This window comes from Williamsia sp. 1138, from assembly GCF_002095435.2.
Taxonomy (GTDB): domain Bacteria; phylum Actinomycetota; class Actinomycetes; order Mycobacteriales; family Mycobacteriaceae; genus Williamsia.
Map to the genome: position 1 here is coordinate 33884 of NZ_MJEJ02000052.1, position 13815 is coordinate 47698.

Annotated in this window: 6 protein-coding genes; 2 read left to right on the top strand and 4 right to left on the bottom strand. The window is 61.3% G+C overall.

Annotation, left to right across the window (positions count from 1 at the left end; translation table 11 throughout):
* Nucleotides 1–372: 372 nt before the first annotated feature.
* Entirely contained in the window at nucleotides 373–1299 is a 927-nt protein-coding gene (locus BH683_RS23695; protein ID WP_084838754.1) for a hypothetical protein, read from the bottom strand.
* Nucleotides 1300–1307: 8 nt separating this feature from the next.
* The gene (locus BH683_RS23700; protein ID WP_084838755.1) at nucleotides 1308–2165 is read right to left on the bottom strand and encodes a hypothetical protein; all 858 of its coding nucleotides are present in this window, start codon (nucleotides 2163–2165) and stop codon (nucleotides 1308–1310) included.
* 406 nt (nucleotides 2166–2571) lie between these two features.
* Here BH683_RS23700 and BH683_RS23705 point away from each other — a divergent pair, with 406 nt between their 5' ends.
* Complete coding sequence (locus tag BH683_RS23705; RefSeq protein ID WP_246833554.1) at nucleotides 2572–5214, top strand: PD-(D/E)XK nuclease family protein; 2643 nt, start codon at nucleotides 2572–2574, stop codon at nucleotides 5212–5214.
* Nucleotides 5214–8453 carry a UvrD-helicase domain-containing protein gene (locus tag BH683_RS23710; RefSeq protein WP_084838757.1) on the top strand — a complete coding sequence of 1080 codons (3240 nt, stop codon included), beginning with the start codon at nucleotides 5214–5216 and terminating at the stop codon, nucleotides 8451–8453. The genes BH683_RS23705 and BH683_RS23710 overlap by 1 nt, the downstream gene beginning before the upstream one ends.
* A gap of 207 nt (nucleotides 8454–8660) precedes the next feature.
* Here the strand turns inward: BH683_RS23710 and BH683_RS23715 are convergent, their stop codons facing one another.
* Together BH683_RS23715 and BH683_RS23720 are read right to left on the bottom strand one after the other, a co-directional pair.
* Nucleotides 8661–10544, bottom strand: coding sequence for a DUF262 domain-containing protein (locus BH683_RS23715; protein ID WP_246833555.1), 1884 nt, complete (start codon nucleotides 10542–10544; stop codon nucleotides 8661–8663).
* A gap of 148 nt (nucleotides 10545–10692) precedes the next feature.
* Entirely contained in the window at nucleotides 10693–13767 is a 3075-nt protein-coding gene (locus tag BH683_RS23720; protein WP_084838759.1) for a DUF3427 domain-containing protein, read from the bottom strand.
* Nucleotides 13768–13815 lie beyond the last annotated feature (48 nt).

Here is a 13815-nt window from a genome sequence, read left to right on the forward strand (position 1 = left end):
AGTTCACCTAGAGGACCATTCAGCCAGCGGCACAGAACCCGGGGGCATTTGCGGTCTTCACGGGGGAGCGCGCCCTCATAACGAGACGTCACTGACCGCGGACCTTCACGCCGCGCAACCCCCCCCGCTGTCCTGCGGGAATTCCGACCCTCGATCGACTACTAACGCCGTTGGTTTCCGTCTGCGATCCAAGTCACACGGTCACGGGCGTGAACACCGGCGGCGAATCCAAGGCTTGCGGCTCGAACGTTTTATTGCTCGGCCTGGAGCCGTTCGGAGGGGTTGTATTCACAATAGCCGTCTTGACCGAGTGTTCTAGAGGCGCTTTTGTAAGCGACGGTAGCGTCTAAGAGACGTTTTAGGCCTAGGACGTTACTCCAAAGCGAGCTGGGGGGTGGCGGCTGGCGTGAGGTCGTTCGCTTCCATGAATGTGATGAGGTTCTGTGCGAGGTCACGCTCCGAAATTAACGCTGAAAGCGACCGGGACTTACTGTCGCTAATCGCTTCCACCGTATTTGTTTGGGCCGACAGCTCTGCGGCGGCCGCAGATGCTTTCAACCAGATCGCGTCGTCGAACTCGTGCCCGAAGCTCTTCTGCGCGAAGGCGACTGCCGTCGCCAACAGCAGTTGCCCGGAGTTCAATTGGCCTCTTTCACCTCGTCCGCCAACAGCGGCGGCGGTGGTGATGGCAGCGCCTGTGCTAGCGATACCGCCGATCGCAGCAAGTCCGCCGACCATTCCACCTGGCCCAAGCGCCGCCAACCCGCCCGTCAACGCTGCGGCGCCCGCCGCGCCTGCTGGCGCTAGTGCAATGAGGCTGTAGGGCGCTATCGCGATTACCGCGACTCCGGCAGCTGCAAATGCGATGCGTCCCCAGTTGGCCCCAGGTTTGGTCATCTTTGTAATCGACTCATTGAACACGCGAACGATCGATCGGAGTTCGGGACCGAACGACGTCGATTGCCCCGCCTTTTCGCTGATTATGGGCAGAGCCTTGAAAGCTGCATCGTCAATATCAATTTCGAACGGTGCGATCAAGTCGCTGAGAGCGAGAATGGTGAGCTGTTCGATCAGCCCAGCGACCGTCCAGTGATCGGGGATCTTGGGCGTGTCGCCTTCAGCGAGCTTATGGAGTTCTCGCGGGAGCGGAATGCCGTTTGCGTCGGCGTCCCAGATTTGGGCTACTAGATCAGCCCGCTTAATGCGGATGGCCTCCGAGTATCGTGCGCTAACCTTCTTGTCGTTAATCGAGTCACGCACTGCATACCGGAAGTGCAACTCGAGGATCAGCGCAGCCACGTCGTCGGTCAGCGCTGTGGTGACTCGCGTTGTGCGGCGAGGTGCCCTGGACGATTGGTGAAACGCCGTTCCGACAGCCCGAGCGACGGCTGTGTTTCGAGGTAGGACTTCGAGCGGTGCCCAGCCGCCCCGATGTCGACGCGAAAGTCTTGAACGTCTGCAAACACGCCGGCGAGTCCACGAGCGCGGGTCACCGGGTCTCGTGGACTAAGAAAGTTCAGCCATGAGTCGGTTGACTTATAGGGGAAGTTCCCGATGAGCTCCCTACGTGATGCCGCGAAGAGGGCGGTGTTGGCTGGACTGCCGATGGTGACAACACGTCGAACGACGATGTCTTTCGGAAGCCGAGTGATGAGGTCGACTGTTACTACGCTCCCCAGGCTGTGACCGACGATGACGATCTCCCCCCGCTCAGGGAGCTGAGACAGCACACGTTGCAGAACAGCTCCGCGCATGCCCTTCTGGTACACATAGGCTTCAATCTGATGGATCTCGTTCGCAAAAAGCTTGTTGGGTAGCGCTTTCGCCAATCCGCCTAGTGCTGCATGTGACGGGTCTAGGTCCAGTAGTGGAAACCCGATACTTTGCACAGAGGGGTCCGCGCCGACTGCCCTGGCGGCGTCGATCTGTCGATTCAAGAACTTTGCACGCTCAGACGAGACGTCAGCTTTCTCGCCTTGCGCGGTCGGCTTCGGAACCGCGGCGTTTGCATCCGGTGACGACAAGATGTCGGAATAGTTGGGTGCGATAACGTCGGCTTTGTCGACTGCGGTGAGCCCTTGGGCTACGAGGCTGTCATTCAGTGCACTGAGCCATCCGTGGTCGCCATCGCCATCACCGACCCCGTGTAAGTAGACGAGCTTCATCCAAAATGCCTTTCCGTCTCTGAAATCTTCGCCGTCGGGGCGCCGCTCAGCTTAGCGACTTCGTCCGATACACCGCCGCGGCCAACGGCAGTCCATCTGAGACCGCGCCGGATCAAACTCGTCTGCCCCAATTTATAAGTACGGTTGTATCGCAGATACTTAGACCGTGACATTGGTTCGTGAGATCAGCCCGGGTTCGCGACGATCGGACCGCCATGATTGTCGGACTGGTAGGGGAGGATCGTCAATTGTGAGTAGTCCATCGGCAACTGATCTCGTCGCAGCGGTCTCCGCCTCGAAGGCTGGCGACCCCCTGCGGTTGGTGACTGTTATCGTCCCCGGTTCGGGTGCTCGTCGGGACGTCACATGCGCGCTTGCGCGACACGGCGGGTCGGCGAATACACGCGTGCTGACGCTCGACGATGCGGTCGACCTGCTGGCAGCACCTGCGCTGGCGCCGAGAGTTCTGCTGCCGTATCCGCTCCTCGAGGCGTCGATCGAGCAGATTCTCGACGAAGCGCCCGGGCTCTTCGCTGACGTAGCAGATCAAGCGATGACCGCTCAGGCGTTGGCCGGCGCTTCGTTTGAGCTGACGAGCTACCGCAATCCGGCTGTTGAGGCGCCGACGAAGCTGGTCGGGGAGATGCTGCGCATTCATCGGATCGCAACCGTAATTCACGCCGAGAACCACTACCTGCGCCACGAGGCTTACGCGGTGGCGCTCGCGCAGCTCGAGCGACTGGGCGAGATCATCGTGTACCTGCCCACACCTGCCGACACAGCATCCGCACGTTTGCTGGCAGCCATGCAGGAACGCGGGACCACCGTCGACAACACCGATGTGACGTTCGGGTCGTTAGTCATACACGCCTCCGACGCCGACGACGAGGCCCGAGCAGTTTCTCGGGTGGTCAGAGCACACATCGCGGACGGGATCCCTGGGCACCGAATCGGCATCTTCTACGGCTCCCGGGAGCCCTACCTACGCCTCCTGCACGAACACCTGGCCGCCGGCGACATCGCGTTCGCCGCCCCGGAGTGCCACGGGCTCGCCGATCGCCCAGTAGCACGGTCGCTGATCGCGCTTCTCACCCTGAATCCGGCCGAACTGTCCCGTCGGGATCTGCTCGCCGCACTCGCAGAGCGCGCGCTGAAGCGACCTGAGCTCAACAGCGAGCCCATCTCGCAATCGAGGCTCGAACGTCTGACACGCGAAGAGGTACCGCTTGTCGGCGGCACCGACTGGGATCGGCTCGCATCGGTTTCTGTCGACAAGAAATATCATAGGCAGGCACTCGCGACCCACGCCTTCGTCGTGTCACTCCGATCGGCACTCTTAGCAATCGCCGCAACCACCAGCTGGTATGACACCTCCGTCGCGATCGCCGATCTGATCGCAGACCACTTTGTTCCGCCGAAGGGCGAGCAGTCGACCGCAGACCACAAGGCGTTGGCCTCGATCGTCAGCGCGCTGGCGGACCTCGATGGCGTGGCGCCATCGCCGTCAATCACCCGAATCGCGGATGCCCTCGTCGCCCGCTTCCAATCCACCACTCGGTATGTCGGGGAGAGCTCGGCGGCAGTCAGCGTGGGGCCGCTGTCGGAAGGCGCCGGCCGCGATCTCGAGGTGTCCATCCTCGTGGGCGCTGCCGAAGGCATCATCCCTGATCGACGCCGAGCAGATCCGCTGCTTCCCGTCGAGCTCACCGGGCGCACCCCCGCCGACGATATCGACCACGACCACCGCCTCTGGAACCTCACCCTGGCTGCCGGACAGTCGCATCGCATCATTTCCTTCCCCCGTGGCAGCCTGCGCGGTGGTGCTGAAAAGGTGCCGTCGCGCTGGCTCCTGCCGACAATGGAACACCTCGCAGGCCATCCCGTCGGCGTCGTCGACTGGCAGAAGGACACGGCCACCACGCCGCTGATCGTCACCATCGAATCGTTCGACTCCGCAATCCAGAAGGTGGACAGCCGAATCGGAACCAGCGCAGCATCGGCGACCGAATGGCGCCAGCGTGCACTCGCCGCCGTACCTGCCCGACGTCGTCAAGATGTGTTGCCGGACCCGGTGATCACCAACGGTATGGAACTGCGCAGCGATCGTCTCAACGGACGGTTCAGCCGTTTCAACGGCAACGTGTCGTCCGTGCGAAATCTGCTGCGCTACTTCGATGATGCCGTATCACCGACTCCTCTTGAGAGCTGGGTTGCGAGCCCTTATAAGTTCTTTTTCGAACACATCCTGCGGGTCCGCGTCCTCATCGACCCGGATGCGGCAGCCGAGATCAACGCACTCGCCAAGGGGACGATCATCCACTCGATCCTGGAGAACTACATCCAGACCGTCATCGACGGAGAGGAGCCGTCACTTGACCGCCTACTGACCGTCGCCGACCGGGAGCTGCTCACGGCGCATGCGAGCGCGCCCGGGTGGCTGCCGCAGCTCTGGGACAAGGATCGTGCTGCAATCCGTGACGACCTGGTGGTCTGGTTCCAGCACGACGCTGCCGACCAGGCCGACGGCTGGGCGCCGGCGCTGGTAGAGCGGAAGTTTGGCGACGACGAAGCAACTATCACGATCGCCGGGGGAGTGGTGAAGTTCCGAGGATCGATCGACCGCGTCGACATCAACTGCGACGGTCGCGTCCGCGTCACCGACTACAAGTCGGGCCAATCCAAGTCCTACGCGGACCTGACGCTCGATTCGCCCACCGACGGGGGCCTCAAGTTCCAGCTCCCCGTCTACGGGCTCTTCGCACGCACCCTGGGAACCGACGTCACGTCGCGATATTGGTTCATCACCAGCAAAGGCGGCTTTGACCAAGTCGGATATCCATTGACGGACACTGTGGTCGATGTGCTTATCGACGACATCTCACTGATCCACGCTGCGATCACCGGGGGATACTTTCCGCCGCGAACGCCTGATACGCATTGGTCGGATGACCTGCTGGAACTCGTCGGCACCCGAGGACTGGAGCGGGCCTGGGCGAACCTCGAGAACGTTCCCGAACTTGATGCCTACCTGCAGAAGTACGAGCGCTGATGACCTCCACATCGAAGAACCTGGTCGATACCGCGGAACGCACCAGGATCGAAAACGACACCGCAACAACACTGTTTGTCGAAGCCGGCGCTGGCAGTGGCAAGACGCACTCACTCGTTCAACGAATCTGTCATCTCGTTCTTGCGGATGGCATCGAACTCGACCGCGTTGCTGCGATCACGTTCACCGAGAAGGCTGCTGCCGAACTGCGCGAGCGAGTTCGCGTCGAATTAGCCAAACACACTGGTCCGCTTGCCGACCGGGCGCTTCTGCAGGTGGATACGGCCGCCATCGGCACCCTGCACGCATTTGCCGCGCGCATCGTGAGCGAGCACCCGTTGGAGGCGGGCGTGCCACCGCGACTGCAGGTGGTCGATGCGATGGGGTCGCAACTGTCGTTCGAGCGTCGGTGGCGTCGGATCCAGGCGCACCTGTTCGGAGATTCGACTTCCACCCCGCCCGAGCTCTCCGATGCGATGAAGGTGATCGTAGCGTCGGGAGCCTCTCTCATCACGGCGCGCACGTTTGCTGACGCGCTGGATCGGCACTGGGATCGTCTGCGCGTTGCTGACCGCGTCCCTGTCCTAGCGGTCCCCGATATCGACGAATTGCTTCGGCAGGCCGACGTCATCGGTGACCGTGCGGCGGACTGTACCGACCACACCGACGCGCTCTTTGCCCATCTCGGCAAGGTCGCTGCGTGGCGCAACGACATGGCCGAAACAAGAAATAGCGCATCGTGGCTCCCGGTCGCGCTGCTGTGCCCCGGGCCGGGCAACGGCGGCAAAGCCGCGAACTGGGTGGGTGGCGCCAAAGCAGTGAAGGAATCCATCAAGGAACTGAAAGCAGCTGCCGCCGAGGTTCGCACCCGGTACGTGTCAAGTGCGATCCAGATCCTGATCCATCACCTTTCGGCCGTGATCGTCGATGAAGCAGCCCAGCGTCGTCGCGAGGGACGACTCGAGTTCCACGACCTCCTGGTCTACGCGCGCGACGTCCTTCGAGTCCCGGAGGTGCAAGCGGCCGTCCACGATTCTTATCAACGCGTCATGCTCGATGAGTTCCAGGACATCGACCCGCTGCAACTCGAACTGGCCCGGCTAATCGTCGAAGGCGATGACCTGGGCGGCCGGTTGTTCACTGTCGGCGACCCCAAGCAGTCGATCTACCGCTTCCGACGAGCCGACATCGCCGCCTACATGGCGGCACGAGACCTCGCCGGCGCCGATGGCATCGCGACGTTGACGACCAACTTCCGTTCGACCATTCCCGTTCTCGAGTGGGTCAACGATGTATTCGGGCGAGTCATCGTTCCCGAACACCACGTCCAGCCCGAATACACACCACTCGATCCCGCACCCGGACGCCCGGCGTGGACATCGACGACTGGGTGGGGGCCAGCGCCGTTCGTGTTCATCGACCCAGCGACACCGGTGTACGACGAGCTGTCGCTGTCGAAGGCGGAAGTGCTACGAGCGCGGGAAGCGCGCGACGTCGCGAAGGTGATCTACACCGCCACCACCCTTGGCTGGCAGAAAGAGACCGGGGGTTTCGAGAAATACAACCACGAGCCGATCTCGTTGCGCGACATCTGCATCCTCATCCCGTCGCGTGGAATCCTTCCGTTCCTAGAGAAGTCCCTTGACGCCGCCGGCATCGAGTTCCGTTCTGAGGCATCGTCGCTGGTGTACTCGACGCAGGAGGTCCACGATCTGCTGCTGACGTGTCGAGCGCTGGCCAACACTGCGGATGAGGCGGCGCTGGTCGCAGCGTTGCGCACGCCGCTGTTCGGGTGTGGTGATGACGACCTGTTGCGATGGAAGAGCAGCGAGGGCCGATGGAATTGGTTTGGTCTTCCGCCGGCTGGTCTGGAGGAGTCGCCGGTTGCGACGGCACTGGCCTACCTGAAGTCGGCGTGGTTCGAGCTCGGTGATCTGAATCCTGGAGCCTTGTTGAGCCGCTTGGCAACTGGCCGGCGCGTGTTCGAGGTGTCGATGGATTCGCCCCGCCACCGCGACGTGTGGCGTCGGCTGAGATTTGTCATCGACCAGGCGCACGCCTGGTATGACGACGACCGTGGCGATCTGCGTGACTACCTTGACTGGGCAGCAACCCAGAGCGAGGAGAACGCACGCGTTGCCGAAGCGGTTCTTCCTGAGATTGGCGTGAACGCGGTGCGGATCATGACGATGCACGCGGCTAAAGGATTGCAATTCCCGATGGTGATTGTGGCCGGAATGAGCGGTGGCTTTCGATCGGGGAGTGATCCGGCGATCTGGGATGATTCGGGCGAGTTACACGCGTCGGTGGCTGCTGGCACCCGCACCCGTGGGTACGCGGATGCTGAGGTGGTGGAGAAGACCTACACCGCTGCTGAGCGCGTCCGACTCCTGTACGTGGCGTGCACGCGCGCGGAGAGTTTCCTTGCCGTGTCCGGCTATATGCCGGAGAAGGGTTCGTGCTGGGGCAAGGTTCTTGCTGCGGCGCTCGCAGAGGTCCCGAACGACCCGCCGGAGCTGCTCGATGTGGTGCGGCTCGAGGACGAGGGGAATTCGATTGGGTCGCAAGTTGAGACGTGGGAGGAGTGGCAGGCCACAACCGCACGGGTGGCTGCCACATCGTCTATCGTAGCGTCGATGTCGCCGACGACCATCGCACACGCGGACACGGATATGACCCGTGCGGTCCTGGCCGGTTACCGAAATCACGCTTTCACGGTTCGCACTTCTGCTGAGATTGTCCCTCCGTCCGTTGGCGCCATTGACCACGGGAAAGATCTCGGGGTTGCGCTGCATGCGCTGATGGAGATCGTCGATCTCACTGCTGCGTTGGATGATGCGTTCGAGGCGCAAGCGCGCGTAGCGGCCGACATCTCGAACCTTCAGGATCCAGACCGATTCGTGCTGCTGGCCCAGTCTGCGCTGGAGTCTGATCCGGTACGTCGAGCCGCGGCCACTGAACACTGGAGGGAGATGCCGCTCGTGGGAGTCGGCCCCGATGGCGAGACCGTCGTCGACGGTATCGCCGATCTCGTCTACCGCGACGATGCAGGTGATCTCGTCATCGCGGATTACAAGACGGATATTGGGGTCAGTTCCGAAACCGTCGAGGAGTACTGGATCCAGCTAGCGATCTACGCGTCGCTGCTCGAAGGTGCTACAGGACAGACGGTCTGTCGTCTTCAATTGATCTTCTGCAGGCCGGGTGGGGCTACTGTTCTCGATCGACGCCGAGGGTGACCCGCCTGTGAACGAGCAACCCTGGCTATCCGGCCGAGCAAGTCATCCGAAATCCCGCTATCGGCTATCGGCCGGAACTTCTTCGGTGGCGGGGAATCCGTGCAACGGGGGCGGGTGAATATCAGTCCGCCCGCGCTGGATTAACTTCGCACCTTCATGTACACAAACGGCGAGCGCGATGACAGCTGCTGAACATGGATTTCTGCGTCATGCGTCGTCGTCGTCAACGACAAAATCCTCGGACGGCAAATCCGTATCTGGGTAGATGACGGATTTGCCCGTTGCTTTCTCAATCAGCTTTGCAAGCCGCCTCTGGCGGTCTTCCATAAATCCGTCAAAGTCGTCGGCCCAAAGTAGGTCAGGATCTAAAGCGTGGCTGGATAAGCGCTCTCGAAGTCGTTCCCTTTGCTGCTCGCCCTGGGGGGTGACCTCGGCGAGTAAACGACTAAGGTAAGCGCTCGGCGCATCGCCCCCGATCTTTCGATTGGTCCGAGCGCTGAGCGGCGATTTATTAAGGATCGAGTCGTACCTCGCGGGGGCTATAGCCTGCTTCTTGCACCACGCTTTCGGGAAGATGTGGTGTATGTCGACGTTTTCTTCGAAGAAAATTGTGTTGCTGAAGTCTTGGCCCTTCCGGAAGTCCTGTGCACCGATGTCCATAAGCAGTGCGTTGACGCCCTTATACGCCGCCGACTGGCGGGTACGCATGCTGAGTAGTCGATCGGCGCGCACGGTGGCGTCGTGGACTGTGGTGGGCTCGGGACCGCCGCGTGCCCACGCGAGTACCTGCAGAAAGTCTCGCGCAATGCGGCTTTCGGTGGTCGAGCCATACAATTCACCGAAAACCCCGCACCAGTACCATTCGGAGACCTTTTTCGCGATGGAAGGGTTCTCAAAGTCGTCCTGGAGGTCTGCCAGGATCGCCGCCAGCGGGACGACTTGACTCTGGTATGGCAAATCCGCCACGCGGTAGATTCGGTGATTTACTAGGAATTTCGCCGCTCGCGTGAACCCGTCCTCTACGAGCTTTTCGTATTTTAGGTAAGCCGCGAGAGGCAAGTTGAGAAGCGTGCTACGTGTCACCGAGACCTGCGGGAGATCCTTGCCGCTGGCGCCCTGGGACTCCGCGCTCTTTCTAAGATCTTGAGTATGGAAGAGGGAAACAGCCTGGAAGAAGTCGGTGTTGCTGACGCCTGCTAAAACACCGCGCGGGCTGGATGGCATTTTGAAGATGTTCTCAAGTCTGTTTTGGCGGCCGGGTTGTTTATCGGCGCCAATCCAATCTTTGCGCAGTTCGTAACCCTCGGCGGCGTACATGGCGGTGATCAACTCGAAAGCATCTAGAGCCTTTCCGCCAGTATTAACTTTTTCGAATACTGTGCAGACGGCTTCCTTCGAAGTGGCTTTGTCGAGGGCGATGACGGGGACGAGATAGCCAATAAAACTCTGTACGACTTGGTCGTGGAATCGCGTCAATTCAGCAAAACGCTCGGCGAAATCTTCTTTTCCGGTGTGTTTCTGAATGAATGCGGTCTGCCAAGTGTTCCATGACAAGAGTTCGCTGGCGGGAAACATCATGTTCTCGATCTCGTAGTCCTGGGAGGACAGATCAAGTTCAGTTGTCTTGCCAAAATTGGACGTTATCTTCTTGGATTCGGGAACAATTACGATTGCCTCGTCCCGATCGCGTTTGGGGTCGAGCGCCGTGGGGATGTCGATGTAGAACCATCGGGTGACGCGCTGCTTACGTGGGGTTACGGTTCGGATAGCTTTCCCTCTCACGAGGACCTGGTACAGGGACGTAAGTCGCTGCTGGCCGTCTAGAAGCAGGGACGACGGAGGATCGACCGTCGGTGGAGCCCCCTCAAGTACTCTTGGCTTAAATGAGACCGACCCTCCGGTACCGAGCGTCATCACAGCTCCTACCGGGAATCCCCGAGAAATCGACGCTAACAAGCTGCGTATGCGCTCCTCGTCCCAGACCCAGCTTCGCTGGAAGTCAGGAAGTTGAAGTTGTCCTTCGGCGGCGTCTTCCAGCAACTTCGTCAATTTCACCGAACCAGCAGTGAACATCGATCCGTTGTCACTCATTCATTCCCCATCGGTAGAACCGTTGATTGCAAGCGAGAGTCCTCTAGACGACCCTACCGACCCCATTGGATCGCATTGGCGCGTTGGCTGGCACACGACGCCGTCAGTCGCAGACTGGAGGCCTGGTGCGCGTTTCAGTAGCAGGAAGTTAACTCGCGATGACCGACCCACTCGCAAACACATCCGCCGGCATCGGCCGTTGCAGATTCCAGGTGATCGAGATCGGCCGCTCACCTTGGTGGCTGACGAGATCCACCTTGCCCAGGAAGATGAACGGCTCAGCACCGATGTCACCGTTGGGCCGGTCGCGAACGAACAGCAAGACCTTGCGATCCTCGCAGCTCGTCCCGAGGAGCCGTCGGCCAAGCTTGGAATCAACTGTGGTGTTGTTCGGAGACTCCCAGTGAAACGTCTCGCGCGATATCGGGAAGTCGCGGTACATCGTGGTGGGACTGAACTGACCTTCGTCCTTGTGAAGGTTGACGAACAACGCGCCAGTGGCACCGTCATCCGTCCAGACGACACCCGTTGCCTGTCCGTACGCCTTGCGCGTCAACGACGCCCACCCGATGGCAGCCAGGACCTCTTCGCGTCGATAGTGCACGTGGGTGAATAGTGGGAGATCGTCGGCATCCATTGGTTTTGGAACATGCCGGATCTGGTCAGTAGTGACGTCGAGGATCTGACCTATCTCCTCGCAGATGGCGGGGTTGGCCTGCAGATGCCGGAGACCGGCGTCGTAATCAGCGTGGTCGCCGCGGTCTGGCCACACTAGGAAGAACAGCATGCGGGCGTATGCCTGTTCACGGGGTGACAGCTCGTCGTAGCGAGGGCCGCCCTGTTGGGCGATCTTTCGGTACACGCCTGCTCGCTCGAGATCGTCCACGTGCGTCATGATCCGAATCCGTCGGAGCAGAGCTTCCTCGCCGGGGCCCGGTTCAGGCGTCGCGATGTGGGCGTCGCGAGCCAGTGCAGTCCAGGATTTGCCGGCGGTGCCCCCGTAGACGTCGACGAGGTCGTGGCCGGATTCGGTGAGGTACTCCTGCAGCGTGCGCGGCTTGTGCGAGGCGATGCTGGCAACGAGGTCAGCCCGCCGGTTGAGGCGGATCGTTTGCTTGATGCTCTCGGTGATGATGTCCTGGGCAACCTTGTCGAGGACCAAGCGGCTACCGCCGGGGAGAAACGGGAAGTCTTCGCTGATCTCGTTCAGGAGTCGTCCACGGCTGGATCCAGTGAGTGCGCGAAACTTGTTTTCGAACCGGAACTCTCGACGTTGTTGTCCGATAAAGTCGAGGACGGTCAGCACTGCTTTGGTCTTCGTGCGCCGAAGTCCGCGACCCAGCTGCTGAAGGAAGATCGTCGCACTCTGCGTGGGCCGCAGTAGCAGGATGGTGTCGACGTCTGGGATGTCGAGACCCTCGTTGAACACGTCCACGCCGAACAGACATTGCACCTCGCCGGCCCGCAGGTTGGCGAACGCTGCGGCGCGTTCGACGGGACTGGTGTCGGCCGACACGGCCACTGACGTCACCCCGTGCTGGGTGAACCGCTGAGCCATGTACTCCGCGTGCGCAATCGACACGCAGAAGCCGAGCGCACGCATCCTGGTGGGATCGCTGACTTTGTCACGCAGAGCTTGCAGGACCAGCCGGGTGCGGGCGTCGTTGCCGGTGTACAGGTTCGACAAATCGGTGATGCGGTAGTCGCCGCGCGACCAGGTGATCGATCGCAGGTCGGTGTTATCGGCGACGCCGTAGTAATGGAACGGACACAGCAGATCCTGCTCGAGCGCATCCCACAGCCGCAGCTCGTAAGCGATGCGGCCGTCGAACCAAGCAAAAACGTCGCGGCCATCGGTGCGTTCTGGGGTTGCGGTCAGACCGAGAAGCTCCGCTGGCCGGACATGGTTCAACAGCCGTTTGTAGGTCGCTGCTTCGGCGTGATGGAACTCGTCGACGACGACCACATCGAACTGGGCTGGATCGATGCTGTCGAGTGCTGCCGCATTCAGAGATTGGATGCTCGCGAAGACGTGCTTCCACTCAGTAGGTCGGGCGCCACCCACGAAGAGTTCGCCGAAGTTGGCGTCAGCGAGGACTTCTCGATACATCCGGAGCGACTGCTCGAGAATTTCTTTGCGATGCGCCACGAAGAGCAGCGGAAGCCGTCGACCCGCTCGATCGCACAAACCTCGGTAGTCCAGTGCAGCGACGACGGTCTTTCCGGTGCCCGTGGCCGCGACGACGAGGTTGCGGTGACGGTCGTGCACCTGTCGTTCGACGTCGAGAGCTTCGAGAATGCGCTCCTGATGCGGGTACGGCCTCACGTCGAGACCGGAGACGGTGAGAGTCTGCCGTCCCTGGGTGCTGCCGCCGGCCTCGGCGAGCGCGCGGTCGAGGAGGCCGGCATCGGTTGATGGGTCGTAGTCCTTGAACGCTGGATCGTTCCAGTAGGTATCGAAGGTGGCTCCGAACTTCCTCACCAGGGAGGGAGTGCTGACACCTGATATCCGTACGTTCCACTCCAGCCCGTCGACCATCGCGGACCTCGAGAGGTTCGAGCTACCGACGTATCCGGTATCAAAGCCGCTACGGCGACGGAACAACCACGCTTTGGCGTGCAAACGGGTGGAGGCAGTCTCGTAACGAATCTTGACGTGTGCGCCGTACTTGGTGACCAGGGTGTCGAGGGCACGGCGCTCGGTAGCGCCGCGGTACGTCGTCGTCAGGACGCGCGGACGGATGCCGCGTTCGTGCAGTGCAGCGAGCTGCTGGCCGAGCACTGAGATCCCCGCGAACCGGATGAAGGCGCACAGAAGATCAACCTGGTCGGCACTGGCGAGTTCATGCGCGATCTCGCCGGCCATGTTCGGCTCACCCTTGGTGTTGGTGAGCAGGGCGACTTCCGAGAGTGGAGTTGCTGGCCGCAACAGCTTCGGTTCGTGGACGCCGCGGAGTGCCACCAGCAGTTCGGGTCGAAGCACCTCGTCGTCGACTTCGCCGAGGTGACCCAGAAGCTCGTTGGCTCGTACAAGCTGTTCCGCCGGCTTGAGTGCGCTGAGATGTCGAACAAGCGCGTCGGCAAGATGCCGGCTCAGCACGGTCGGGGCATCACCGTCGGCGATGTCGGCAAAGTCGGGAACCAGCCGTTGATCCTGCACATCCGCGTCGACTCGTCGCGTATGGAGCGATTCGTAAATACCGCGGGGGAGTGGTTCGTTCACCCTTGGAGTAGATCACGGGGTGCCGACGCGGTGTGACGTTCCACCCGC

Bases quoted from the DNA above. Each gene is read 5' to 3' on its own strand.
- BH683_RS23700 (WP_084838755.1), bottom strand. From the start codon at position 2,165: ATGAAGCTCGTCTACTTACACGGGGTCGGTGATGGCGATGGCGACCAC.
- BH683_RS23710 (WP_084838757.1), top strand. From the start codon at position 5,214: ATGACCTCCACATCGAAGAACCTGGTCGATACCGCGGAACGCACCAGG.
- BH683_RS23715 (WP_246833555.1), bottom strand. From the start codon at position 10,544: ATGAGTGACAACGGATCGATGTTCACTGCTGGTTCGGTGAAATTGACG.